Source organism: Roseicyclus mahoneyensis (assembly GCF_003148775.1).
Taxonomy (GTDB): Bacteria; Pseudomonadota; Alphaproteobacteria; order Rhodobacterales; family Rhodobacteraceae; genus Roseicyclus; species Roseicyclus mahoneyensis.
Window position 1 is genome coordinate 373,472 of the sequence record NZ_QGGW01000002.1, and the last position, 24,338, is coordinate 397,809.

At 64.7% G+C, this 24,338-nt stretch carries 21 protein-coding genes; 9 read left to right on the forward strand and 12 right to left on the reverse strand.

Annotated elements, in window-relative coordinates; all coding sequences use genetic code 11:
* Positions 1-36: 36 nt before the first annotated feature.
* On the reverse strand, positions 37-2,742 hold the full coding sequence (gene secA, locus C7455_RS06695; RefSeq protein WP_109666718.1) for a preprotein translocase subunit SecA: 2,706 nt from the start codon (positions 2,740-2,742) through the stop codon (positions 37-39).
* A 220-nt stretch (positions 2,743-2,962) separates the two neighbouring features.
* Between secA and C7455_RS06700 the strand changes: the two genes are divergently transcribed.
* The 4 genes from C7455_RS06700 (at position 2,963) to C7455_RS20090 (ending at position 5,861) form a co-directional block, all read left to right on the forward strand.
* Positions 2,963-3,802, forward strand: coding sequence for a peptidylprolyl isomerase (locus C7455_RS06700; protein WP_109666720.1), 840 nt, complete (start codon positions 2,963-2,965; stop codon positions 3,800-3,802).
* 25 nt (positions 3,803-3,827) lie between these two features.
* Entirely contained in the window at positions 3,828-5,165 is a 1,338-nt protein-coding gene (gene argJ, locus C7455_RS06705) for a bifunctional glutamate N-acetyltransferase/amino-acid acetyltransferase ArgJ (RefSeq protein WP_109666721.1), read from the forward strand.
* A gap of 22 nt (positions 5,166-5,187) precedes the next feature.
* On the forward strand, positions 5,188-5,586 hold the full coding sequence (mutT, locus tag C7455_RS06710; protein ID WP_109666723.1) for an 8-oxo-dGTP diphosphatase MutT: 399 nt from the start codon (positions 5,188-5,190) through the stop codon (positions 5,584-5,586).
* Positions 5,587-5,720: 134 nt separating this feature from the next.
* Positions 5,721-5,861 carry a hypothetical protein gene (locus tag C7455_RS20090; protein WP_170119014.1) on the forward strand — a complete coding sequence of 47 codons (141 nt, stop codon included), beginning with the start codon at positions 5,721-5,723 and terminating at the stop codon, positions 5,859-5,861.
* Between the two features lie 4 nt (positions 5,862-5,865).
* Here the strand turns inward: C7455_RS20090 and hemH are convergent, their stop codons facing one another.
* Positions 5,866-6,942 carry a ferrochelatase gene (gene hemH / locus C7455_RS06715; RefSeq protein WP_425450628.1) on the reverse strand — a complete coding sequence of 359 codons (1,077 nt, stop codon included), beginning with the start codon at positions 6,940-6,942 and terminating at the stop codon, positions 5,866-5,868.
* Between the two features lie 10 nt (positions 6,943-6,952).
* Positions 6,953-7,807, reverse strand: coding sequence for a methyltransferase domain-containing protein (locus C7455_RS06720; protein WP_109666724.1), 855 nt, complete (start codon positions 7,805-7,807; stop codon positions 6,953-6,955).
* A 57-nt stretch (positions 7,808-7,864) separates the two neighbouring features.
* Between C7455_RS06720 and C7455_RS06725 the strand changes: the two genes are divergently transcribed.
* Genes C7455_RS06725 through C7455_RS06735 form a run of 3 tightly spaced genes read left to right on the forward strand, consistent with a single transcriptional unit; the run spans position 7,865 to position 9,389 of the window.
* Positions 7,865-8,590: a ComF family protein gene (locus C7455_RS06725; RefSeq protein ID WP_109666725.1), complete on the forward strand. Its 726-nt coding sequence runs from the start codon at positions 7,865-7,867 to the stop codon at positions 8,588-8,590.
* A 35-nt stretch (positions 8,591-8,625) separates the two neighbouring features.
* Positions 8,626-8,886: a glutaredoxin 3 gene (gene grxC / locus C7455_RS06730; protein ID WP_109666727.1), complete on the forward strand. Its 261-nt coding sequence runs from the start codon at positions 8,626-8,628 to the stop codon at positions 8,884-8,886.
* 59 nt (positions 8,887-8,945) lie between these two features.
* On the forward strand, positions 8,946-9,389 hold the full coding sequence (locus tag C7455_RS06735; protein ID WP_109666729.1) for a MarR family winged helix-turn-helix transcriptional regulator: 444 nt from the start codon (positions 8,946-8,948) through the stop codon (positions 9,387-9,389).
* Here C7455_RS06735 and ubiG read toward each other — a convergent pair.
* A complete protein-coding gene (gene ubiG / locus C7455_RS06740; protein WP_109666731.1) occupies positions 9,386-10,132 on the reverse strand; it encodes a bifunctional 2-polyprenyl-6-hydroxyphenol methylase/3-demethylubiquinol 3-O-methyltransferase UbiG in 747 nt (248 codons plus the stop codon). The two genes, C7455_RS06735 and ubiG, sit on opposite strands and share 4 nt — an antisense overlap.
* Before the next feature lie 69 nt (positions 10,133-10,201).
* On the opposite strand from ubiG, the gene pip reads away from it, so the two are divergent.
* The gene (pip, locus tag C7455_RS06745; RefSeq protein WP_109666733.1) at positions 10,202-11,191 is read left to right on the forward strand and encodes a prolyl aminopeptidase; all 990 of its coding nucleotides are present in this window, start codon (positions 10,202-10,204) and stop codon (positions 11,189-11,191) included.
* On the opposite strand, the gene C7455_RS06750 is transcribed toward pip, so the two are convergent.
* The 7 genes from C7455_RS06750 to gpmI form a co-directional block, all read right to left on the reverse strand.
* Positions 11,142-14,081 (reverse strand): error-prone DNA polymerase, encoded by a 2,940-nt coding sequence (locus C7455_RS06750; RefSeq protein ID WP_109666735.1) that lies wholly within the window; start codon positions 14,079-14,081, stop codon positions 11,142-11,144. The genes pip and C7455_RS06750 overlap by 50 nt on opposite strands.
* 56 nt (positions 14,082-14,137) lie before the next feature.
* The gene (locus C7455_RS06755) at positions 14,138-14,593 is read right to left on the reverse strand and encodes a hypothetical protein (RefSeq protein ID WP_109666736.1); all 456 of its coding nucleotides are present in this window, start codon (positions 14,591-14,593) and stop codon (positions 14,138-14,140) included.
* 20 nt (positions 14,594-14,613) lie between these two features.
* Entirely contained in the window at positions 14,614-15,075 is a 462-nt protein-coding gene (locus C7455_RS06760; protein WP_109666738.1) for a hypothetical protein, read from the reverse strand.
* An 81-nt stretch (positions 15,076-15,156) separates the two neighbouring features.
* Complete coding sequence (locus tag C7455_RS06765) at positions 15,157-15,630, reverse strand: RNA pyrophosphohydrolase (protein ID WP_109666740.1); 474 nt, start codon at positions 15,628-15,630, stop codon at positions 15,157-15,159.
* 3 nt (positions 15,631-15,633) lie between these two features.
* Complete coding sequence (locus C7455_RS06770) at positions 15,634-16,968, reverse strand: S41 family peptidase (RefSeq protein WP_109666741.1); 1,335 nt, start codon at positions 16,966-16,968, stop codon at positions 15,634-15,636.
* Between the two features lie 18 nt (positions 16,969-16,986).
* Positions 16,987-18,117 (reverse strand): murein hydrolase activator EnvC family protein, encoded by a 1,131-nt coding sequence (locus C7455_RS06775; protein WP_109666862.1) that lies wholly within the window; start codon positions 18,115-18,117, stop codon positions 16,987-16,989.
* Positions 18,117-19,643, reverse strand: coding sequence for a 2,3-bisphosphoglycerate-independent phosphoglycerate mutase (gpmI, locus tag C7455_RS06780; RefSeq protein ID WP_109666743.1), 1,527 nt, complete (start codon positions 19,641-19,643; stop codon positions 18,117-18,119). Before gpmI ends, C7455_RS06775 begins: the two co-directional genes overlap by 1 nt.
* 185 nt (positions 19,644-19,828) lie before the next feature.
* Here gpmI and C7455_RS06785 point away from each other — a divergent pair, with 185 nt between their 5' ends.
* Positions 19,829-23,449 carry a glycosyltransferase gene (locus C7455_RS06785; RefSeq protein ID WP_170119015.1) on the forward strand — a complete coding sequence of 1,207 codons (3,621 nt, stop codon included), beginning with the start codon at positions 19,829-19,831 and terminating at the stop codon, positions 23,447-23,449.
* Here the strand turns inward: C7455_RS06785 and C7455_RS20095 are convergent.
* A partial coding sequence (locus C7455_RS20095) for a calcium-binding protein (RefSeq protein WP_281269404.1) occupies positions 23,432-24,338 on the reverse strand: 907 nt, incomplete at its 5' end. The two genes, C7455_RS06785 and C7455_RS20095, sit on opposite strands and share 18 nt — an antisense overlap.

The following is a 24,338-nucleotide window of genomic DNA, read 5'->3' on the forward strand; positions in this document are numbered from 1 at the left end:
TATGAAACCTGCGCCAAGGCGCAGGATTTTGGCGGTTCAGGTCAGACGTCCGTGGCAATGCTTGAACTTCTTGCCCGATCCGCAGGGGCAGGCATCGTTGCGGCCGGGATTGCCCCAGGTCTCGGGGTTGGTTTCGTCGAAACCATCGCGCGCGGGCCCTGCCGCGTCTTCCGGCGCTTCGGCGGCCACGGGTTCCAGCGCGCGCTGGGCGGCTTGTTGCTGCGCCTGCAACTGGCGGATCAACTGGTCCTGCTGCTCGGGGCTGAGCGGCTGGATGCGCGCCAGTTTCGCGGTCACATCCGTGCGCAGGCTGTCGAGCATGGATTCGAACAGCTGGAAGCCTTCGGTCTTGTATTCGTTCAGCGGGTCGCGCTGGGCATAGCCGCGGAAGCCCACGACCGACCGCAGATGTTCCAGCGTCAGCAGATGGTCGCGCCATTTGGCGTCGATGGTTTGCAACAGCACCTGCTTTTCAATGCTGCGCATCTGGTCCGGGCCGAACTGCGCGGCCTTGGAGGCCATGTATTCGTCGGCGACCTTGGTCAACCGTTCCTCGACCACCTCCTGATCGACGCCATCCTCACCGGCCCAATCGGCCAGCGGCACGTCGATGCCTAGCGTGTCGCGCAGGGCTTGCGTCATCTCGTCGATGTCCCACTGATCGGCGTAGGATTTCGGCGGCATATGGGTGGCGACCAGATCCTCGATCACCTGATGGCGCATGTCGCGCGCGACCTCGGCGATGTCTTGCGCCGCCATGACCTCGCGGCGCTGGCCGAAGATGACCTTGCGCTGGTCGTTCATCACGTCGTCGAATTTCAGCAATTGCTTGCGGATGTCGAAGTTGCGCCCCTCGACCTTGGCCTGCGCGCGTTCCAGCGACTTGTTCACCCACGGGTGCACGATCGCCTCGCCTTCTTTCATGCCCAACGTCGACAGCATCTTGTCGAGCTTGTCGGACCCGAAGATGCGCATCAGGTCATCCTCGAGCGACAAGAAGAAGGACGACCTGCCCGGGTCGCCCTGACGGCCCGAGCGGCCGCGCAACTGGTTGTCGATGCGGCGGGATTCATGGCGTTCGGTGGCCAGAACATAAAGGCCGCCCGCGTCCTTGACCTTTTGTTCGTCGGCTCTGTGATCGGCTTCGATCCGGGCGCGGATGGCGGCGTGATCGCCCTCGGGGTCGGCGGCGATGGCTTGCATGATCTTGAATTCGACATTGCCGCCCAGCTTGATGTCGGTGCCGCGGCCGGCCATGTTTGTGGCGATGGTGATGCCGCCCAGCTTGCCCGCGTCGGCGACAATCTGCGCTTCCTGCTCGTGTTGGCGCGCATTCAGGATGTTGTGGGGCAGTTTGGCCGCTTCCAGCATCCGGCCCAGCATCTCGGATTTTTCGATCGACGTGGTTCCGACCAGAACCGGCTGCCCCTTGGCATGCGCCTCGCGGATGGTTTCGACGATGGCCTCGTATTTCTCGCGGGCCGTGCGGTAGACGGCGTCATCATCGTCTTGCCGCGCGACGGGCACGTTGGTCGGGATCTCGACCACGCCAAGCCCGTAGATCGACATGAATTCCTCGGCCTCGGTCACGGCCGTGCCGGTCATGCCCGCCAGCTTGTCATAGAGGCGGAAGTAGTTCTGAAAGGTGACGCTGGCCAAGGTCACGTTCTCGGGCTGAATCTGACAGCCCTCCTTGGCCTCGATGGCCTGATGCAGACCGTCCGACAGGCGGCGGCCCGGCATCATGCGGCCGGTGAATTCGTCGACCAGCACCACCTCGTTCGAGCGGACGATGTATTGCTGATCCTTGTGGAACAGTTTGTGGGCGCGCAGCGCGTTGGTGACATGGTGCACGATGGTGGTGCTCTCGGGGTCGTACAGGCTCTGCCCCTCGGGCAGCAGGCCCACCTCGTGCAGGCGATCCTCGAGGAAATCATTGCCCTCGTCGGTGAAGGTCGCGTTGCGGGTCTTTTCGTCCATGGTGAAGTGGTCGTCCTTCACCTCGGGGATGATCTTGTCGATGGACAGATACAGGTCGGACCGGTCCTGCGTCGGGCCCGAGATGATCAGCGGCGTGCGCGCCTCGTCGATCAAGATGCTGTCGACCTCGTCCACGATGGCATAGTTGTGGCCGCGCTGCGCCATATCCTCGAGGCTGGCGCGCATGTTGTCGCGCAGGTAGTCGAAGCCAAGCTCGTTGTTCGTCGCGTAGGTGATGTCGGCCGCATAGGCGCGGCGCTTTTCGTCATCGGGCTGGCGCGGATAGACCACGCCCGTCGACAGGCCAAGGGCGGCATAGACCTTGCCCATCCAGTCGGCGTCCCGCTTGGCGAGGTAGTCGTTGACGGTCACGATATGAACGCCCTTGCCCGTCAATGCGTTCAGATAGGCGGGAAATGTCGCAACCAGCGTCTTGCCCTCACCGGTCTTCATCTCGGCGATGTTGCCTTGATGCAGGAAGATTCCGCCGATCAGCTGCACGTCATGGGCGCGCAGGCCAAGAGCACGACGCGCGGCCTCGCGGCAATTCGCGAAGGCCTCGGGCAAGAGCGCGTCGAGCGTTTCACCGTTCTGGGCGCGGGCCCGCAATTCTGCGGTCTTTGCCACGATTTCAGTGTCGGACTTGGCCTTGTATTCGGGCTCCAGCGCGGTGATCTGCGCCACGATGGGGCGGACGGACTTGACCTTGCGGTCGTTCGGGCTGCCGAAAACCTTTTTCGCCAGCGAACCCAATCCAAGCATGTGACGCGCCTTCTGTGGTGGCCATGGCGCGGGACATCGCGCAGGCCGGAAATCTCAAACGATCGTGTGGGGCATCCGGGTTGTTCGGCCCATCGCGCCGGTCTATCAAAGGCGTCAACAGGTCAGGGCACCGTTGCGATCCGTCAAGCGACATAAGGGCCCGCTACAAGTGTGTCAACGCGGGCTGCCCTGTCCGCGACCAAGCAAAAGGACGCGTTCCATGAAGAAGTTTCTCGCCACCGTCGCCGTGACGGCCCTATTGGCCCTGCCCGTCACGGCGCAAGACGCCCCCAATGCCGAAACCGTGCTGGCCACCGTCAACGGTACCGACATCACGCTGGGCCACCTGATCGCCATGCGCCAGATGCTGCCCCCGCAGTATCAGGAACTGCCCGACAACGTGCTCTTTGACGGGTTGCTGGAACAGCTTGTGCAGCAGGAAGTTCTGGCTGCCGTGGCCGCGCAGGACATCACGCGCCGGATGGAACTGGGTCTCGACAATGAGCGCCGCGCCTTCCTTGCCGCAATGCTGCTTGACCAGATCGGCATGGCCGACCTGCCCGAGGAAGAGGTGCAGGCCGAGTATGACGCGCAATACGGCAGCGCGGGGGCGGCGATGGAATTCAACGCCAGCCACATCCTTGTCGAAACCGAGGAAGAGGCACAGGCCCTGATCACGGAACTGGCCGAAGGTGCCGATTTCGCCGAATTGGCGCAAGAACGCTCTGTGGGGCCGTCGGGGCCGAATGGCGGCGAGCTGGGCTGGTTCACCGCCGGCATGATGGTGCCGAGCTTCGAGGCGGCGGTGTTCGCGCTCGAGGTTGGCGAGGTCTCCGCGCCTGTCGAGACGCAGTTCGGCTGGCATGTCATCGTGCTCAACGACAGCCGCGCGGTGGAGCCTCCGGGGCTGGAACAGGTCCGCGCCGAACTTGAGGATGGGTTGCGCCGCGCCCGTGTCGATGCCGCGATCACCGAGCTTTCGGCGGAGGCAGATGTCATCCGCCCCGAGATAGAGATTGACCCGTCCGTGATCCGGGATTTGGATCTGCTCGGCGACTGACGGCAGGTTTCAGGGGAACACGACGATGGCAAAGGTCAAGGACGACAAGAAGAAAAAGGCCAAGTCAAAGGACAAGGCCGCCAAGAAGGACAAGGGGACCAAGCCTGCGGGCAAGGCGCCGCTCAAGGTCTCGCCCCTTGCGCCCGCATCCTTCCCCGATATGCCGGTGATCGATGGCGTCCGCTTCGCCGCCGGTGAGGCGGGGGTGCGCTACCTCAACCGCACCGATGTGATGCTGGCCGAAATCGCGGCAGGCGCCGCCATCGCGGGCGTCTTCACCCGATCGGCCACCCGGTCGGCGGCGGTGCTGGACGGGCAGGCGAAATTGGCAGCACTACCCGGCAAGTCGAAGAAGGGCTTTGCCATCGTCGTGAACTCTGGCAACGCCAACACCTTCACGGGGGCGCGCGGGGCAAGCGATGTGGCGCTTATCTCCGAGGCCGCCGCCGCCGCGCTCAAGATCCCCGCAGCCCATGTCTTTACCTCGTCCACAGGCGTGATCGGCGAACCGTTGCCCGCCGACAAGATCACCACGATCCTGCCGGTGCTGGCCGACGGGCTGGATGCCGGAAAGGCGGCGGTCGCGGCGCGCGCGATCATGACCACCGACACCTTCCCCAAGGGCGCTGTGGCGACGCTTGAGATCGAGGGCAAGCCGGTCAAGATCGCAGGGTTCGCCAAGGGCTCGGGCATGATCGCGCCCGATATGGCGACGATGCTGGGCTATATCTTCACCGATGCCGCCGTGACGCCGGGTGCGTTGCAGGCGATGCTGCAGGCCGCGACCAACCGCAGTTTCAACGCGGTGACGGTGGACAGTGACACCTCGACCTCGGACACCGTGCTGTTGGCGGCGACGGGCAAGGCGGGCAACACCCCCATTGCCTCGGGCCGTTCGGCTGAAGGGCGGGCCTTTGCAAAGGCGCTCGGCGCGGTGATGCGTGACCTCGCGCTGCAGATCGTGCGCGACGGCGAAGGCGCGACCAAGCTGGTCGAGGTTCAGGTGACCGGCGCGAAATCGGCCCGCGATGCCGACCGCGTGGCGCGGGCCATCGCCAATTCGCCCTTGGTCAAGACCGCCATCGCCGGGCAGGACCCGAACTGGGGCCGGATCGTCATGGCGGTGGGCAAATCGGGCGCGGCCGCTGATCGGGATCTGTTGACCATCCGCTTTGGCGATCTTGTCGTTGCTGAAAAGGGTTGGCGGTCGGAAAGCTATTCCGAGGCTGAGTGCGCCGCTTACATGAAGGGGCAGGAGTTGCTGATCGGCGTCGACCTCGGGCTTGGTCGTGGCACCGCCACTGTCTGGACCTGCGACCTGACGCACGCCTACATCGACATCAACGCGGATTACCGGTCTTGAATGTCGACCCAGAGGGGCGCGGATGAAAACGATCCTTGTCTCGGCCGTCGCGCTGATCGATCGCGACGGCCGGGTGCTTCTGGCGCAGCGCCCCGAGGGGAAATCCATGGCCGGTCTGTGGGAATTCCCGGGCGGCAAGGTCGAGGCGGGCGAGACTCCGGAACAGGCCCTGATCCGCGAGTTGCAAGAAGAACTGGGGATCGACACCTGGACCTCCTGCCTTGCGCCGCTGACCTTTGCCAGCCACAGCTACGACGATTTCCATCTGCTCATGCCGCTCTTTGCCTGTCGTAAATGGCAGGGCATCCCGCAGCCACGCGAGGGGCAGAAATTGGCATGGGCGAAGAAATCCGAACTGCGCGACTACCCGATGCCACCCGCCGACATTCCCCTGATCCCGATCCTGCGCGACTGGCTCTGATCGCGAAACGTCATCAAAGTTTCACATTGGCACAGTATTTGTGCAACATATTGCCGATTGCGCACAAATTCCGCGTGATTTTCGGATGGTTTGCCGTAACATCCCCTCAATCGGTCGTGTTGGGGGATAGGACTGTGCTGGCAACCATCATCATGGGCACTTGCGTTTCCGTTCAGGGGCTTTTCGTGCGGCGCACGGCGGGCGGTCTGGTGACGGTGCGCGTCGGCGACCAGCTGTTCACCGGTCGTCCTGTCAGCGCAAGCTTGGCTGCCTGATAGATCAGCCCAGCCAGCCCCGCAAATTGTCTTCGACCACGGCGGCCAGCGCATCGATATGCGCGGCATCATCGTTGAGGCAGGGAATGTAGGTAAACTCCTCACCGCCGGCGTGCTCGAAGCTTTCCTTGATCTCTTCGTTGATCTCTTCCAGCGTTTCGATGCAATCGGCGCTGAAGGCGGGCGCGACCACGGCGATACGCTTCTTGCCCTGCTCGGCCAGTCGCGCGACTTCCTCGACGGTGTAGGGCTGCAACCATTCCTCGGGGCCGAAGCGGCTCTGGAAAGTGGTTACGATGTCGGTCTTGTCCCAGCCCAGACGTTCGCGCAGCAGGCGCGTGGTTTTCTGGCACTGGCAATGGTAGGGGTCGCCTTCCATCAGGTAGCGCTTGGGCACCCCGTGGTAGCTGCAGACCAGCACATCGGGCCGGTGTTCCAGCCCCGCATAGGCCCGTTCGACCGACTGGGCCAAGGCTTCGATATAGCGGCGGTCCTCGTAATAAGGCTCTACCGTGCGCACGATCGGCTGCCACTTGATGTTCTCGAGGCTGCGAAAGAACTGGTCGCAGGCGGTGGCCGATGTCGCGCCCGCGTATTGCGGATAGAGCGGGAAAAACAGGATCTTGGTGCAACCTTGGGCGACCAGCGCATCGACCTTGGATTTGGTCGAGGGGTTGCCATAGCGCATGCAGAAATCGACCACCACGTCGTCGCCATAACGCGCCTTCATCCGTTCGGCCATCAGCGCGGTCTGCGCCTTGGTGATGGTCATCAGCGGGCTTTCGTTCCGCTCCTCGTTCCAGATCGACTTGTAGTTCGCACCCGAGGAAAACGGCCGCTTGGTCAAGATCACAAGCTGCAACAGCGGCTGCCAGATCCACGGGCTGTAGTCGATCACCCGGCGATCCGAGAGGAACTCGTTCAGATAGCGGCGCATCGGCCAGTAGCTGTAATGATCCGGCGTCCCGAGATTGGCCAGCAGCACGCCGACTTTGCCCATCTTCACCCTGGGGTGATCGGCGGGGGCGTGGGGCAGGTCGGTGGCGGGCTGGGCGGCTTGCGTTTCGGACATCATGTTCATCTTTGCGGCCTCAATCGTCGGTCGGGTGTAGGACCGGTTGCGCGGTCTCGTCAAACTCCGATGTCCCCAGTGCGGCGGCAAGGCGCGCCTTGGCGGCCCCGGGGCGGAGCGGTTTTTGCTGGCTGTCATGCGGCGCCCAACCCGAGAGAAAGATCATCTCGAAGGTGGCGCGGATACGGGTCGGGTCGTCATGGGCGGCAAAGCTGTCGGCATAGATCGCGGCCGCGCGCCCGAACAGGTTGCGCGGAACGGGTGCGCGGTGGCGGTCGGCCAAAGCGTTGGTTTCGCCCATGGCGCGCAGATCGGCCATCAGCGCGATGGCGTTGGCATAGGTCACGGTCTTTTTCAGGCGGTCGGCCACCGGCAGGGCAAGGCCCGCCCGCTGCAAAAGCGCGCCCATGTCGCGAATCTCGGCCATTGGCGCGACGCGTGGCGACAGACCGCCAAGTATTTCTGTTTCCGCAAGCGCAAGCGCCTGACGCAATTCGGTCAGCGTCTCGCCGCCAAAGGCCACTGACAGGAAGAACCCGTCCGGCTTCAGCGCGCGGCGGCACTGCACGATCTGCCCCACGGGGTCATCGGCCCAATGAAGCGCCATGGCATGCACGACCAGATCATGGGCGCCGGGTTGAAGGTCCAGCGTCTCGGACGGTGTCACGATGCGGGCAGCGGGCAGCAGAGCGGCCCAAAAATCGGGAAACGGGGTCACGAGCGCAGGCGCTGTAAACCTTCTGTTAACGTCGATCAGTCTTTCCTGAAGCTCGGCCATGGCCTCGTCATGCAGGAAGCCTGCCACCTCGAGCCGCGCGCGGGACCGCGCCCGTGCAAGGAGGGTTTGGTCCACAAGACGGGGCTGTGTGGTCATCTCGGGCACGGCGGCGCAGGTCCTGTTGCTTGATCTTGTGCTACTTAGAGGGCTGGGATGAGATTGCAAACGTTGCTGCATGCGGTATTTCCGCCGGAATGCTTGTGCTGCGGCGCGCGGGTCGAGACCGATTTCGCCATCTGTGGCGCCTGCTGGCGCGATACGCCCTTCGTTCTGGGCGCGTCTTGTGACCTGTGCGGGGTGGGTTTGCCGGGCCAGCGTGGGAATGGCGCACCCCTCATTTGCGAGGAATGCCATATGGTCGCCCGGCCTTGGGCGCGCGGGCGGTCGGTGCTGCATTACGCGGACAACGGGCGCAAGCTGGTGCTGGGCCTCAAACACGGTGACCGGGCCGAGATCGCGCGTGCCGCCGGTCCGTGGATGGCGCGGGCTGCGTCGGATCTTCTGGCTGATGCCCCCCTGATTGTGCCCATTCCACTGCATTGGCAGCGTTTGGCAAAGCGGCGGTTCAACCAGTCGGCCTTGCTGGCAAAGGCACTGGCCGAGGCCAGCGGGTGCGACTGGTTGCCCGATGCGTTGATCCGGGTGCGTAACACCGGCACGCAAGACGGGCGCGACCGGGACAACCGTTTTGCCAACCTCGACGCCGCGATCTTGGTGCATCCTAGGCGTGCGGCCGCCCTGTCCGGTCGGAGAGTGCTGCTGGTCGATGACGTCATGACCTCGGGCGCGACCTTTTCGGCCGCGACCCAGGCCTGCCATGCGGCCGGAGCACAACAGGTTTGCGTGATCGCACTGGCGCGCGTGGCCCGCGATGTCTAGATCGGCTGCGTTGTGCCAAAAAAGGATGTGCCACGATGCCGACGATCGAGATCTACACCTCGCCGCTGTGCGGTTATTGCCATGCGGCAAAGCGGCTTTTGGCCGATAAGGGCGCGGCTTACGTCGAATACGATGTCGCCCGCGACCCGTCCAAGCGGCAGGAAATGATGGCTCGCGCGAATGGCCGGCATACGGTGCCGCAGATCTTCATCGGCGACACCCATGTGGGCGGCTATGACGATATGGCGGCGCTGGATCGCAACGGGAAACTCGACCCGCTTTTGGCCGCGTCCTGAACCACTTGCGACCCTTCGCCGCTTGCCACGAGGGGCAAGGCGATGGCCTACTGCGCGGCATGGCATCCCCAGACGATCCCCTGTCGGTCGCATTGTTCAGCGAAATGTTCATGGCCGACCAGTTGGCCAGGAACCGGTTGAGCCGTGCCCTGCCCAAGGGCATGGAGCTGAGCCATTTTTCCGTGCTGAACCACCTTGTCGCGTCGAGCGAGGAGAAATCTCCGGCGCAATTGGCGCGCGTGTTTCACGTCACACGCGGTGCCATGACCAATACGCTGAATCGGTTGGAATGGTCGGGGTACATCCACATCCGCCCCGATTGGGATGATGCACGCCGCAAGATGGTGTCGATCAGCCCCGCGGGCCGCCGCGCGCGTGAGGCCGCGGTGTCGGCCATCGCGCCCATCTTGTCCGACAGTGTGCGCGAGATCGGGGCCGACCGTGTTCGGGCAGCAATCCCGGTGATCCGCGAATTGCGCCTGCGGCTGGAGAATGAGGGTTAACTGCGTTTCACCGACGCGGTGACGTAATTCACGCCAAGGTCGCTGTCCGAAATCGACCACGTCCAAGTCAGCTTGTTGAAGACGAATCCCTTGCGGTCAACTGGGTCCAGTCCAGCCTGCCGGATCAGGTCATAGAGTTCGTCGGGCGTGATGAATTTCTGCCATTCATGCGTGCCCTTTGGCAGCCAGCGCATGACATATTCCGCCCCGATGATCGCCATCAGGAAGCTTTTCGGGTTGCGGTTGATGGTCGAGCAGATCATCAGCCCGTCCGGTTTCAAAAGCTGCTGGCAGGCCGTCAGATAGGCCAGAGGGTCGGAGACATGTTCGACCACCTCCATGTTCAGCACCACGTCGAACTGTTCGCCATCGGCAGCCAGAGCCTCTGCCGTCGTGTGGCGGTAGTCGATGGACAGGCCCGACTGCTCGGCATGAACCTGCGCCACCGGGATATTGCGTGGTGCTGCATCGGCGCCCACGACGGTCGCGCCCAGTCGCGCCATCGGTTCCGACAAAAGCCCGCCACCGCAGCCGATGTCGAGCAGACGCAGCCCCTCGAACGGGCGGGGTGCCTTCAGGTCGCGGCCAAATTCCGCGGCGATCTGGCGGGTGATGTAGTCAAGCCGCGTCGGGTTGAGCATGTGCAGCGGCTTGAACTTGCCGTTCGGGTCCCACCATTCGGCGGCCATCGCTTCGAACTTGGCGATTTCGCCGCTGTCGACGGTTTGATTGACCTCTGCCATGGAATATCCCCTCGCATTCTGTCACTTTGGGCCCGACGGACCGCGTCACCCGATCTATATAGGAGCGGCATGGACAAGTTCTCCGGCCAAAAGCGCGCAGTTGCGCACCTGTTTCCGCCGATCGACCCGTTCGATCAGCGTATGCTGGATGTGGGCGACGGGCATCACATCTACGTGGAACAATGCGGCAATCCTGACGGCGCGCCGGTCGTGGTGTTGCACGGCGGGCCGGGTGGTGGCTGTTCGCCGGCGATGCGTCGCTACTTCGACCCGGAACAATGGCGGATCATCCTGTTCGACCAACGTGGCTGCGGCCGGTCGCGGCCCCACGCCAGCGTGCGGTCGAACACGACCTGGCATCTGGTGGCCGATATCGAGCGCATCCGCATGACGTTGGGGATCGAGCGTTGGGCGGTGTTTGGCGGCAGCTGGGGCGCCACGCTGGGCCTGATCTATGCGCAATCCCATCCAGACCGCGTCGCCTATCTGGCGCTGCGCGGCGTGTTCTTGTCGATGCAGCGGGAGCTTGACTGGTTCTATGGCGGCGGCGCGGGGCAGTTCTGGCCCGACCAATGGGCGCGGTTTTGCGCGCTGATCCCCGAGGAGGAACGCGGCGATCTGATCGCGGCCTACAACCGCCGCCTGTTTTCCGGGGACCTGATGGTGGAAACGCGCTATGCGCGCGCGTGGGCGTCATGGGAAAATGCGCTGGCCTCGATGGAGAGTGACGGGGGCGGTGGTGAGAGCCCGGCGGAATATGCGCGGGCCTTTGCGCGGCTGGAAAACCATTATTTCGCAAATAAAGGTTTTCTAGAGGAGGATGGTCAGATCCTGCGCGACCTGTACCGTATTGCGCAGGTGCCCGGCACCATCGTGCAGGGGCGCTATGACATGATTTGTCCGCCGCTTTCGGCGCATAAACTCTTGTCAGGCTGGCCTGCGGGACGGTTGCACATGATCAAGGCGGCGGGTCACGCCCTGTCGGAGCCCGGAATCAGTCAAGAACTGGTTAAAGTGATGAAACAGGTTGGTGAACGCCGTGAGAAATACGGGATGTGAGCAGGCGGGGGTCTATGCCGGGGCTCAACCTGTCGCGGATCAGTGCCACCGGGTGTGACCTGAGCGTCAGGCGCATCGCAACGTAATCCTCCACCACCGCCTCGCCCTCGGTCATCTTTGGCAGGTAGACGGTGGGTTCCACGATCCCCTCGCCGTCCAGATCGCCGGAAAACAGCGGCAGTTCCTTTTTGGGTGTCAGCGCGCGCGCGGCCCAAAGCGCATCGCGCCGCGAGATGCCCAGTGACGCGAAAGCATCGGCTTCCGCCAGGATGGTCAGTGTCTTGGACGCGAGCCCTGCGCGGCGCCACACATCCTCGACCGCCGTGTAGCCGTTGCCGCGCGCCGCCGTCAGCCAATCGGCTTCCTCCTCGCGCATCGCCTTGATCTGGCGAAACCCCAGCCGCAGCGCCAGATCGCCGCGCTCGGTCCGTTCCATAACAGTGTCCCAGCGGGATCGGTTGATGCAGACCGGTCGCACCTCCACCCCATGTTCGCGGGCGTCGCGCACGATCTGGGCGGGGGCGTAAAAGCCCATCGGTTGCGAATTCAGCAGCGCGCAGGCGAAGATGCCGGGGTGATGCCGTTTCAACCATGCGGAGGCATAGACCAGCAGCGCAAAGCTGGCGGCGTGGCTTTCGGGAAAGCCGTAGCTGCCGAACCCTTCGATCTGGGAAAAACAGCGTTCGGCGAAATCCTGATCGTAGCCATTGGCGCGCATGCCGCGCAGGAAACGGGTGCGGAAATCCGACACGCTCCCATGTTTCTTGAAGGTGGCGAGCGAGCGGCGCAGCCGGTCAGCCTCGTCCGGGGTAAACCCCGCGCCGGTGATGGCGATCTGCATCGCCTGTTCCTGAAACAGCGGCACACCCAGCGTCTTGCCCAAGACCCGCCCCAGATCGTCGGAGGGAAAGCTGACTGGTTCTTCGCCATTCCGCCGCCGGATGAAGGGATGGACCATGTCGCCCTGGATCGGGCCGGGGCGGATGATGGCGACCTGGATCACCAGATCGTAGAAGCAGCGCGGGCGCATGCGCGGCAGGAAATTCATCTGTGCGCGGCTCTCGATCTGGAACACGCCCAGCGTATCGGACCGGCACGCCATGTCGTAAACCGCCGGGTCCTCGGGCGGCAGGGTGGCCAGCGTATACTCGGTCTGATGGTGCTGCTTGAGCAGGTCGAAGGCTTTGCGGATGCACGACAGCATCCCCAGCGCCAGAACATCGACCTTGAGGATGCCCAGCGCGTCGATGTCATCCTTGTCCCAGCAGATGACGGTGCGATCCTCCATGCTTGCGTTCTCGATCGGCACCAGCTCGTCCAGCCGCCCTTCGGTAATGACAAAGCCGCCGACATGCTGGGACAGGTGGCGGGGAAAGCCGATGATCTCCTCGATCAGCTGCATCGTCTGCTTCAGGCGCGGGCTGTCAGGGTCGAGGCCTATTTCACGCATCCGGGCGATTTCCGGCCCGGTCTTGGACCATGACCCCCAGATTTGGGAACTGAGAGCCGACAGCACATCCTCGGACAGGCCCATGGCGCGCCCAACCTCGCGCACGGCGCGCTTGCCGCGGTAGTGGATGACCGTGGCGCACAGCCCTGCGCGGTGGCGGCCGTAGCGCTCGTAGATGTGCTGGATCACCTCCTCGCGGCGTTCATGTTCGAAATCCACGTCGATGTCGGGCGGCTCGTTCCGCGCCTCGGATACGAATCGCTCGAAGACCATGGTGCCGATTTCCGGGCTGACCGAGGTGACGCCCAGCGCGTAGCAGGTGATCGAATTGGCCGCCGACCCACGCCCCTGGCACAGAATGCCGCGCGAGCGTGCAAAGGCCACGATGTCGTGGACGGTCAGGAAATAAGGCTCATAGCCCAGCTTGCCGATCAGGCGCAGCTCATGGGCCAGTTGGGTTTGCGCGCGCTCGGGGATGCCCTGAGGGTAGCGCCAATGCAGGCCCGCCTGTGCCAGCCGTTGCAACCGGCCAGCGGCGGTTTCGCCATCCGCGATTTCCGACGGGTATTCGTAGCGCAGGCTGGCGATGTCGAATTCCAGCCTTTCGGCCAGCGCCGCGGCACGGTCCACCGCGCCCTCATGCCCCTTGAAGATGCGCCGCATCTCCCCCTCGGACCGCAGGCGCTGTTCGGCATTGGCCTGCGCGGCGGTGCCCAGATCCTCGATCCGCAACCCTTCCCGGATGCATGTCAGGATATCGGTCAGCCGCCGCCTTGCCCCGTGGTGCATGATCGGCCGGGCCGAGGCGATGGTCGGCAGGCCAAGGGCCACGGCCAGCCGCGCAGCGCGGTCCAGCCTTGCGGCATCCTGTCCGTCATAGGCAGGCGCCATCAGCAGGTGCATCTGTGCCCCCAAGGCCGCGATCAGCCTTGCGGCATCGCGCTGCCAGTCCGCGCAGGGCCGGTCGGGGGCATGGAGCAGCAGGTCCAGCCCCTCGGGAAAGCGCAGGATATCGTCGGGGGTCAGGTGGCAATCGCCCTTGTCCGCGCGCAGCCGCCCCGCCGACAGGATGCGGCACAGGTTGCCCCAACCGGTCCGGTCGCGCGGCAGGGCGGTCAATGTCATGCCACCCATCAGCACAAGGCAAGCCGCAGGCAAGAGGCGCGGCAGATGGTCGATGGGCGCGCGCGGCGGGTCCGGCAGATGCGTGGGTTTCGGCGGGCCGGTCAGATCGGCACGCGCGGCCTGCGCATCGGCGATGTCGGCGGCGATCTTCTTGAGCTCGGACCAGGCGCGCACCACGCCCGAGACGGAGTTTACATCGGCAATCGCCAACGCGGACAGTCCCAGCAGGGCAGCACGCCGCGCATGCTCCTCGGGGTGCGACCCGCCGGTGAGGAAGGTGAAGTTCGAGGTGATGGAGAGTTCCGCGAATCCCATGGAATAGGAGTATATTCACGTTTTGTTCTCACGTGGAGTCCGAACGCGCGCGGGCATCAGCCGCCGCAGGCGCCCCGTGTGTGACATGCCGCGACCGCCTCAAGCGTGGCCGGGTCGACGCCGTAATGCTCATTCCGGCTGCAATACCCCGACTCCAGCACCAAACCTGCCGCTTCACGGCGCAGGAACACCAGCGCCTCGCCACCGGTTCCCAGGATCGGACAGGACAGCGCAGTGCATTCGAACCGCAGCTCGAACTCCAGAGAAACCCGGCGCGCAAACCCGTTGCGTCCCAGTTGGCGCCCGACAACCCGTGCCGGAGCGACGGCAAAACGGCCGGTTTCCCGCTGCTCTCCGGTGACGGACAGGGTGCCGAACACCACGACGTAACTCTCCGGCGCCGAGGCGATGGCCGCGAAATCCCGCACCGGATCAAGCTCGGGGCAGATGAAACCAGCGGCGGGGCCGCAGAGGCCGAGGCCAAGCAGGGCGGTGGTGGCGATGTGGCGCATGGGTTCTATCCTCCGCTCTGTCACCGGGCCAGTGACAAGATCTGCCGCAGTTGCGCCGGGGTCGGATTGCCGAAATGGAACCCGCCGCACAGCCCCGCGATCAAGGCATGGTCATCGGCCCCGTCGCGGCGAAAGAAATAGAGGCCATTCTCGCCCAGCGAGGGGCTGCCGCACCAGACCGAGAAGCATTCCACCTCGACCGTCACATCGAAGCTGCGCGGAATGTCGAAGCCGCGGGGGCTGGCCAGATTGCCCTCGAACCGGGCGGCAAAACTGTAGCTGCCCCGTTCGCCGGGGTTCGGGCCGGGCACGCCCTCGGTGCGGTCGGGGCCGCTGCGGACCAGACGCCCGACGGCAAGGACGAAATCATCCGGGCTTTCGGCAGCCATGGCAAAGCTCGTGGCGATCTCGGGCCGCATGCACGATAGGGCCGCGGCGGGGCCTGCGGCAAGAAGGGCGAAGCACAGGAACAGGGCGCGCATGGCGGGACTCGGGGCGGGAGCAAGCATCGCCACATTACACCGCAGGCCCGGGCCGCCCTAGACGGGATTTCCCGCCCCCGCTCAGGCCAGCCCGAATTCGCCCAGCACAGCCGCGTAGATCGGCCGCTTGAAGGGCACGATCAGCGACAGCAGCTCTGCGCCGGTCATCCAACGCCAATCGGAAAACTCCACATCCTCATGGCTCAGGTCGATCACCTCGTCGCCCGCATCGAGCCGCATCAGCACCCATTTCTGGGTCTGTCCGCGAAACTTGCCGCGGTAAGGCAGCACCTCGGCGGGCAGGTCATAGGGCAGCCATTCGGCCGTTTCGTCCAGAACGGTGACATGGCGCTTTTTGACGCCCGTCTCCTCGCGCAATTCCCTGAGCGCGGCATCGACCGGGGTTTCGCCTGCGTCGATCCCGCCTTGCGGCATCTGCCAGGCGGGCGTTTCCATGTCCGACCGCTGCCCGGCAAAAACCCGCCCGTCTGGGTGCATCAGCACCACCCCCACACAGGGGCGATAGGGCAGGCGGGCGATATCCTCGGGCGTCACGGGTCAGTTCGCGCGCGGGCCCAGCGCATTCAGCCCGGTCAGGATGTCGATGGCGTATGCCAGCTGATAATCCTCGTTGCGCAGAGTCGCTGTCGCCTCGGCGATGGCCTGTTCTTCTTCCAGTTGGCGGCGCTGATCTTCGGTCAGGGTCGAATTCTGGATCGCACCGCGCAGTGACGCCTCGTTGCGGCGCGTCTGAGCCTCGGCCGCATCCTCATCCACTTCGACCGGTTCGCGCTGTTCGACCAAGATATCGGGTGCGATGCCCAGTGCCTGGATCGACCGGCCCGATGGCGTGTAATAAAGCGATGTGGTCAGCCGCATCGCGCCATCACCCGCCAGCGGCATGATCGATTGCACAGACCCTTTGCCGAAACTGTTGGTGCCCACGACGACGGCGCGGCGATGGTCCTGCAACGCGCCCGCCACGATTTCCGAGGCCGAGGCCGAGCCGCCATTGACCAGAACCACCAGCGGCAGCCCCGAGATCAGGTCGCCCGGCGTGGCATTGTAGCGCTCGCCATCTTCGGGATTGCGGCCGCGGGTCGACACGATCTCGCCCTGTTCTAGGAACGCATCCGAGACGCGGATCGCCTGGCTCAGCAGCCCACCGGGGTTGTTGCGCAGGTCTATGACGACTCCGTTGAGGTTCTCAAGGCCACCGACCTCGGCGATCAGGTCGCGCAGACCCTGTTCCAGATTGGGATAGGTCTGGTCGTTGAAGGTCGAAATGCGCAAGATCGCGGTGTTGCCCTCAAGTCGGACACGCACGGCTGTCAAACGGATACGGTCTCGTACGATGGTGATGTCAAAAGGCTGGTCGCGGCCTTCGCGCACCACGGTGATTACGATCTCGGACCCAACCGGGCCGCGCATCATGTCCACCGCTTGTTCCAGCGTCAGGCCCAGCAGCGCCTCGCCATTCACATGGGTGATGAAATCGCCCGCCTCGACGCCCGCCTCCATGGCCGGGGTATCATCCATGGGTGCGATGACGCGCACGAATCCATCTTCTTGCGTCACCTCGATGCCAAGACCGCCGAACTCGCCGCGGGTCTGAACCTGCATGTCGTCGAAATCATTGGGCGGCAGGTAGCTGGAATGCGGGTCGAGCGAGGTCAGCATGCCGTTGATCGCCGCCTCGATCAGAGCGGCCTCGTCAACCTCTTCGACGTAATTGGCGCGGATGCGTTCGAAGATGTCCCCGAACAGGTCAAGCTGTTCGTAAACCGACGCGTTCGCGCGGCTTTCTTGCGCGATCAGCGGTCCGGCCACCTGCGTGCTGAGCAGAACCCCACCCGCGATGCCACCGATGGCGGCGATGATCAGCTTGTTCATGGTGTTCCATCCTTCGTCTCAGTCGCGCCCGGGCGCGGTGAACCATGCGGCGGGGTCGACCGGCACGCCCCCCTCCCGCATCTCGATATAAAGCGTTTCCGTAAGTCCAGCGCCACCACCTTGCGTCGTTGCGACGATCAATTCTTCGCTGTCCGTTTCAAGATCGCCCGGCATAAGCCCCAGCGCCTCGCCCGAGGCTACGATTGTACCGGGGGTGACGTAAAGGGAGCCCAACCCTGCCAGCACCAGCAGATAGTCGGCCTCGGGCTCAAGGATAATGACATTTCCGTAATCAAGCAGCGGACCGGCATAGCGCACGGATGCGGCCCAGGGTGCGGTGACCAGCGCGCGGGGCCGGGTCGCGTGCACCAGCCCGGGTCGTGTGACGCCCGCGGCATCGGCCTCGCCAAAGCGGCGCAGCGCCGTGCCCAACACCGGCATGGACAAGCTGCCGCGCGCGGCGGCGAAATCGGGCAGGTCGAACGAGGTGGCGGGTGTGTCTTGCGACAGGACGGCGGCCAGTCCATCCAGCGAGTCGACGCTTTCCAGCAGTTCCAGCATCGCCGTCTCGTCGCGGACAAAGTTCTCGGGCAGCATCCTGCGGTCGGCGATGGCCTGGCTCAACTGCGTCCGCGCGGCCTGCACCCGGTCGAGCGCCAGCGAAAGACGGTCCAGCGCATCGGTCTGCAGGGCGCGGATGTCGGCCAGTTCCTGCAACTGTCCCCTGAGCGCGCGCGCCTCTGCGGCTACGGCGGGTGTGACATCGGACAAGATCATGCCTGAGCGTGCGGTGCCCAAAGGCCCCTCGGGGTGCAGCAGCAACAAGGGCGCAGGCGCGCCCTCGATGCTTTGCAAGACGCCGAGAAGCCGGGCAAGCCGGTCACGTTCGGCCTCGAAGACGGCAAGGATGGTCTGTTCGCGCAGGGCTGCTTGCCGCATGCCTTCGCGCAGCGCCAAAAGCCCCTCCTCGTAGGCACGGACGGTCTGGGTCAGCGCCTCGACACGGTCACGCGCGCCTTCAGCCTCCAGCAGGGCAAAGGCGGCCTGTTCCAGCATCTCGGCGGCCTGTTCCGTGGTCGCCACGGCATCAAGCTCGGCGCGCGCCGGTGTGGCCAGCAGCAGGACGGCAACACAGGCGGCGCGCAGCATCATGCGATCAGCGACTTTCCGGTCATCTCGGGCGGTTGCGGCAGGCCCATCAGACGCAGCAGCGTGGGCGCAAGATCGGCAAGTATGCCGTCGCGCAGGCGCGCGCCCTCAGGCCCGCCCGCAAGGATCACGGGAACCGGGTTTGTGGTATGTGCCGTATGCGGCCCGCCCGTCGCAGGGTCGCGCATGGTTTCGCAATTGCCGTGGTCGGCGGTGACGATCATCGCGCCGCCTGCGTGGTCCAGCGCCACCAACACCCGGCCCAGCTCCGCATCCACCGCCTCGCAGGCGCGGATGGCCGCCTTGAGGTCACCAGTATGGCCGACCATGTCCGGGTTCGCGTAATTCGCCACGATCAGGTCATAGCCTGCGCCGATGGCCGCGACCAGATGATCGGTCACCTCGCTGGCCGACATCTCGGGCTGCAAGTCATAAGTCGCCACCTTGGGCGATTGCGCCATGTAGCGATCTTCGCCCGGCACCGGGGGTTCCTTGCCGCCGTTCAGGAAGAAGGTGACATGGGGGTATTTCTCGGTCTCGGCGATGTGGAATTGCCTGAGGCCCTGCTTGCCCACCCATTCGGCCAGCGTATTCACGATCTCTTGCTTGGGAAACATCGTGGTCATGTAGCGGTCATGTGACTTGGAATAATCCACCATGCCCAACATCCCGGCCAGCGAGGGACCATGGCCGCGGTCGAAGCCGGTGAAATCCGGATCGCCGATGGCGGCAAGGATCTCGCGCGCGCGATCGGCGCGGAAGTTGACGAAGAACAGACCGTCGCCGTCACGCATCCCGTCATAGCCGCCAATCGTGGCGGGTTCGATGAATTCATCCGTGGTGCCATGGGCATGAGCGCCGCGGATGGCGGTCTGCGCATCCGGTTGGGCATGGCCAACGCCCGCCACCATGACGCGATAGGCCTTTTCCACCCTGTCCCAGCGATTGTCGCGGTCCATGGCGAAATAGCGCCCACAGATGGTGACGATGCGCGCTCCAGCGGGCAGGCCGGCGTGCAGTGCGGCGATCTGGTCGGCCGCCGACACGGGCGCCACGTCGCGCCCGTCGGTGATGGCGTGGATCAGCACCTCAAGACCGGCGTCCGTCAGCGCCCTTGCCGCAGCCGCGATATGGCTCTGGTGGGAGTGCACCCCGCCCGGCGAAGCCAGCCCCGCGACATGCGCCCGCCCGCCCGAGGCCTTCAGCGTGGCGATGAAATCGACCAGTGCAGGGGCCCGGAAGAACGATCCGTCCTCGATCGACAGGTCGATCATTCCAAGGTCCATCGCCACGATACGCCCCGCGCCGATATTGGTATGGCCCACCTCGGAATTGCCCATCTGACCCTGCGGCAGACCCACGTCGCGCCCATGCGTGATCAGCGTCGCATGCGGGCAGGTCGCCATCAACCTGTCGAAATTCGGCGTCTGCGCCAGATGCGGGGCATTGTCGTCCAGCGTCGGGCCGATGCCCCATCCGTCAAGGATACAAAGCACGACGGGCTTGGGCACTTGATCCTTGGGCATGGCGACCTCCTTGGCTGCGGGTTGTAGGCAGCGGCATGGCGTCATGCAAGGCGGCAAGGCTGCCGCGCGGCGGATGACAGAGGCCGTTGCGGCGGGTAAGCAAAGCCCAAGGGCAATCGGGCACAGGATGGCAGAACATGATCGGGCAGGACGCATCGCGCACCTTGAGACGGTTGGGCGGCCGAATGGCGCGCCTGATGGGTCAAGACAGCCCGTTCGACTGGCAGGCGTGGTATCGGCAGGCCACGCGCAAGTGGCCCCCGGCCGAGGTTCTGGGACGGCATGAGAAGGCGGGGATACTGGCCGAGGGGTTCAGCGTTGGCGCCTATCTCGAGAAAAATCCCGATGTCGCCGATGTCGTCGCCTCACCGGGCGAGGCCGTGTTCCACTATCTCGAATTCGGCCTTGCAGAAGACCGCGACGGCGCGCCCGAAGACTGGGACGCAGGCTTCGTACGGCGCTGGCATGGTCTGGACCTCCCGCCCGATCTGACCGCCAAGACCGCCGCCTCCCGTCTTGCGATGGCCGGTGTTACCATTGATGCGGCCGTCCTGAGCGAGGCACATCTTTGGCTGGCGCGCGGGCTGCATGGGCCGGTTCTGGCCAAGATCTTCGAGCATGAGATCTATGCCGCGCTGGCCGAGGCTGCGGGCCATGCCCTGCCCGCGCAGGATCGGTTCAGCGCCATCGCGCATTTTTGCGACATCGGGCTTGCCGCTGGCATCCCGCCGCATCCCGATCATCGGTTGGAGCCCGACTTCTACCGCGCCGCCTGCGCCTTTGCCGGGATCGCCGCCCCCGAAGGCGCCGACCTGCGGACGCTTTTGCGCCACTGGGCGCGGATCGGGTTGCGGGCGGGCGCGCATGCCAATCCGCAGACATGGTTCAAGATGCGCACCGATGTCACCTTGCCGCCGGCGGTTCTGGACCGGCTTGGGGCCTTCCGCGACGCCTCGGCCGATTTGAGCGCCGACGCGAACCTTCCCGCGACGCTGGCCCATCTGGACGCGGTGCCGTTGCCCGGGACGTCGGTGTTCGATGCTGGCGAACCGGGGGTTCAGGCCTTCTTGCTTGATCTGGCGCGGCGCAAACGCAATGGCGGCGACCCCGGCGCGGCCGAGTGGTTGCTGATGCGCGTTCTCGACCGTGCGCCCGACAATCCGCGCGCCAGCCTCGATCTGGCCGATATTGCCTATCGCCAGAACCGGATCGGGACCGAGATCCAGTTGCGTCGCGCAGTGCCTGCCGATTTCGACATCGGAGCCAATGCCATCACGCTGGCAGAACGGCTGGTGGCCCAGGACCGGCTACAAGAGGCGATGGATGTCTGCGACAACCTGCCCGCCGAGATCTTCGGCGATGTCGCGCTGCGGCAGCGGCGACGCAACCTTGGGGCCGCCGTCTTTGGCGCGCTTTGGGGCAAACTCGGCGATCATATCGAAACGAGGCTGGTCTGCGACGTGCAATCCCTGCTGGCGCGTGCGCTGGCGCTCTACACCCCGCCCTTCGAGGCGCCCCGGCGCAGCGCCCCGATCCGGCGGGTCGCCGTGCTGGCCAACGACGATCTCTACCAATGCAAGCTTTACCGCGCCGACCAGAAGATCGACCAGTTGCGCGCCGCGGGCTTTGAGGCCGACCTGTTCCTCCACAGTCTCGATCTGGACCGTTTGCGTCAGCGTCTGGATGTCTATGATGCCGTGATCTTCATGCGGGTCCCGGCCTTTCTGCCGATTATCGACCTGATCACGGATGCCGCCCAGCAAGGGCTGGAAACCTTTTACGACTGCGACGACCTGATCTTTGACCCCGCGCTTTTCCCGCCGCCATTGTCGACCTATGCAGGCCAGATCACCGCCAAGGACCATGCCGCCATCGCTTGCGGTGTTCCGCTGTTCCGGCATGCGATGGCGCTGTGCGCGCATGGCATCGCCTCGACCCCGACGATGCAGGACGCGATGGCGGGTGTGGTGCGCAGCGGCAAAGTCTTCTTGCACCCCAATGCGCTGGGCCTGCCGCATCTGCGCGCGCTGGAAAACGCCCCGACGCGGAAGGACCGCGAGAAGCTGGTGATCTACTACGGGTCGGGAACCAAGGCCCACAAGGCCGAATTCGCAGAGGTGCTGGAACCCGCGCTGGCCGAGGTTCTGGCCAAGCGTCCCGGCAAGGTCGAGATCCGCATCATCGGCGATTTCCCGGAGTTCCGGCATCTCGACCCCGCCCACCCGGATGTGCATCTCGTGCCGCCGATCTGGGATTTCGAGGCGTTCTGCGCCGAGGTGGCCGAGGCCGACATCAATCTGTCGATCCTCTTCCCCTCGCCCATCACCGACGCGAAAAGCGAGATCAAGTGGATGGAGGCCGCGATGTTTGGCGTGCCTTCGGTGATCAGCCCCACCGCCACCCATCGCGCGGTGATCGAGGATGGCGTGACCGGCCTTCTGGCCGAGGGGAAGGACGGGTTCTCTGCTGCAATCCTGCGGCTGGTGGATGATGCCGGTCTGCGCGCCCGGATCGGGACCGCCGCCCGAGACGTCGTGATGCGCGACTATTCCATCGCTGCGATGGGCACGCGCCTGTCCGGCATGTTCGATGCGGTGCGCCCGCCCCTGCCTGCGCCCAAGGCGCGGCTCCTGATCGTCAATGTCTTCTACCCGCCGCAAGATATCGGCGGTGCGACGCGTGTGGTGCAAGACAACATCACCGACCTGATGCGGCTTTACGGAGAGAGCTACGAGATCGACGTGATCGCCACCTTGGACGGCGGGACGACGCCCTACGAGGTAGCTTGTGCGGCACGCGACGGTGTCCGGGTCTGGACCGTCACGGCGCGCACGGCCATCAGCAACATGGACATCAGCGATCACAAGATGGGCGATGTCTTTGATCGTTTGCTTGACCGTGTCCGGCCCGATCTGGTGCATCTGCACTGCATCCAGCGGCTGACCGGGTCCATCGTCGACCGGCTTCGGCGGCGGTCTCTGCCCTATGTCGTGACGCTGCATGACGGGTGGTGGGTGTCGCCCAACCAGTTTGTCGTCGCCTCGGATGGTGCGCCGGAAACCTATGATTTCCGGTCGGGCGCGCGCGGATCCTTGCCCGACCGCGCCAAGATCACGCAGCGCAGCCTCAAGGGGGCGGCAGCGATCCTCGCCGTGTCAGAGAGCTTTGCCGAACTTCATCGCGCGGCAGGGATCGAGCGGGTCGACACGGTGGAAAACGGGGTTTCGGCCCTGCCGGAGTTGCACCGTGTGCCCGGCCCGCCGGGGCGTGTGCGGATCGGCCTCATCGGCGGTGCGTCCCGGCACAAGGGCTATTCCGTCCTGCGGGCCGCGATTGAGGCGCGACGGTTCCGGAATCTGGACCTTCTCCTTGTCGATCACGCCCTGCCGCGGGGCCAGACCCGTCAAGAGGTCTGGAACGGGACGCCGGTCAACCTGTTGCCGCGTGTGCCGCTCCATGCCGTGGGCGAGGTCTATGGTAGAATCGACGTGTTGTTGGCGCCGTCCGTCTGGCCTGAAAGCTATGGTCTGGTCACGCGCGAGGCGCTGGCGCTGGGCCTTTGGGTCATCGCCTCGGACCGGGGCGCGATCGGGCAGGATGTGACACATGGCGAAAACGGTTTTGTCGTCGATGTGAGCGATCATCACGGGATTGCCGATTGTCTGGCGATCCTCGATGCCGAACCGGAGAGGTTCCGCACCCCGCCCGCGCACCGCCCCGCGCTTCGGGGATCCGAGGCGCAGGCGCGCGCCTTGCAAGATGTCTACCAGCGGGTTCTCGGGGGAGTGTCAGAACAGGAAATCTGACGCATCCAGATTGACCAGCGAGACATTGATCAGCCAGATCATGTTACCGCCACCGGTGTCGATCCTGACATGGGAACCGACCTGAGTCGCGGCTCCGTTCGGGCCAAGGATGTCCGAGATGGCGTTCAGCGTCGACAGCCGGGACAGATCGATCTTTTCCAAGGGGTTGAGGGCATCGAAATCCCAGATCGTGTCATTGCCATGCCCGTTGCCGAAGACAAAAGTATCGGCGCCAAAGCTGCCCCACAAGGCATCGTTTCCCGCACCGCCATGGAGGGTATCGTCGCCCATGCCACCGATAAGGGTGTCGTTTCCGGCGTCGCCATGGAGCAGGTCATTGCCCAAGCCACCTAGGACGCTGTCATTTCCGAGCCCGCCGAAGATGGTGTCATTGCCCGCTTCCCCGAAGAGGCGGTCATCGCCCTGCCCGCCGTCGATCCGGTCATTGCCCTCGCCGCCGTGGATCACGTCCCTTCCATCGAAGCCCAGCAGCAGGTCGTTTCCCGCACCGCCATGGAGGGTGTCGTCGCCCAAGCCACCGATGAGGGTGTCGTTTCCGGCGTCGCCATGGAGCAGGTCATTGCCCAATCCGCCGAGGACGCTGTCATTTCCGAGCCCGCCGAAGATGGTGTCATTGCCCGCTTCCCCGAAGAGGCGGTCAGCGCCCTGCCCGCCGTCGATCCGGTCATTGCCCTCGCCGCCGTGGATCACGTCCCTACCATCGAAGCCCAGCAGCAGGTCGTTTCCCGCACCGCCATGGAGGGTGTCGTCGCCCAAGCCACCGATGAGGGTGTCGTTTCCGGCGTCGCCATGGAGCAGGTCATTGCCCAATCCGCCGAGGACGCTGTCATTTCCGAGCCCGCCGAAGATGGTGTCATTGCCCGCTTCG

What these genes read in the sequence shown, in the direction of transcription:
- secA (WP_109666718.1), bottom strand. Translation starts at nt 2,742, where the DNA reads ATGCTTGGATTGGGTTCGCTGGCGAAAAAGGTTTTCGGCAGCCCGAAC.
- C7455_RS06700 (WP_109666720.1), top strand. Translation starts at nt 2,963, where the DNA reads ATGAAGAAGTTTCTCGCCACCGTCGCCGTGACGGCCCTATTGGCCCTG.
- argJ (WP_109666721.1), top strand. Translation starts at nt 3,828, where the DNA reads ATGGCAAAGGTCAAGGACGACAAGAAGAAAAAGGCCAAGTCAAAGGAC.
- mutT (WP_109666723.1), top strand. Translation starts at nt 5,188, where the DNA reads ATGAAAACGATCCTTGTCTCGGCCGTCGCGCTGATCGATCGCGACGGC.
- hemH (WP_425450628.1), bottom strand. Translation starts at nt 6,942, where the DNA reads ATGAACATGATGTCCGAAACGCAAGCCGCCCAGCCCGCCACCGACCTG.
- C7455_RS06720 (WP_109666724.1), bottom strand. Translation starts at nt 7,807, where the DNA reads ATGACCACACAGCCCCGTCTTGTGGACCAAACCCTCCTTGCACGGGCG.
- C7455_RS06725 (WP_109666725.1), top strand. Translation starts at nt 7,865, where the DNA reads ATGAGATTGCAAACGTTGCTGCATGCGGTATTTCCGCCGGAATGCTTG.
- grxC (WP_109666727.1), top strand. Translation starts at nt 8,626, where the DNA reads ATGCCGACGATCGAGATCTACACCTCGCCGCTGTGCGGTTATTGCCAT.
- C7455_RS06735 (WP_109666729.1), top strand. Translation starts at nt 8,946, where the DNA reads ATGGCATCCCCAGACGATCCCCTGTCGGTCGCATTGTTCAGCGAAATG.
- ubiG (WP_109666731.1), bottom strand. Translation starts at nt 10,132, where the DNA reads ATGGCAGAGGTCAATCAAACCGTCGACAGCGGCGAAATCGCCAAGTTC.
- pip (WP_109666733.1), top strand. Translation starts at nt 10,202, where the DNA reads ATGGACAAGTTCTCCGGCCAAAAGCGCGCAGTTGCGCACCTGTTTCCG.
- C7455_RS06750 (WP_109666735.1), bottom strand. Translation starts at nt 14,081, where the DNA reads ATGGGATTCGCGGAACTCTCCATCACCTCGAACTTCACCTTCCTCACC.
- C7455_RS06755 (WP_109666736.1), bottom strand. Translation starts at nt 14,593, where the DNA reads ATGCGCCACATCGCCACCACCGCCCTGCTTGGCCTCGGCCTCTGCGGC.
- C7455_RS06760 (WP_109666738.1), bottom strand. Translation starts at nt 15,075, where the DNA reads ATGCGCGCCCTGTTCCTGTGCTTCGCCCTTCTTGCCGCAGGCCCCGCC.
- C7455_RS06770 (WP_109666741.1), bottom strand. Translation starts at nt 16,968, where the DNA reads ATGAACAAGCTGATCATCGCCGCCATCGGTGGCATCGCGGGTGGGGTT.
- C7455_RS06775 (WP_109666862.1), bottom strand. Translation starts at nt 18,117, where the DNA reads ATGCTGCGCGCCGCCTGTGTTGCCGTCCTGCTGCTGGCCACACCGGCG.
- gpmI (WP_109666743.1), bottom strand. Translation starts at nt 19,643, where the DNA reads ATGCCCAAGGATCAAGTGCCCAAGCCCGTCGTGCTTTGTATCCTTGAC.
- C7455_RS06785 (WP_170119015.1), top strand. Translation starts at nt 19,829, where the DNA reads ATGGCGCGCCTGATGGGTCAAGACAGCCCGTTCGACTGGCAGGCGTGG.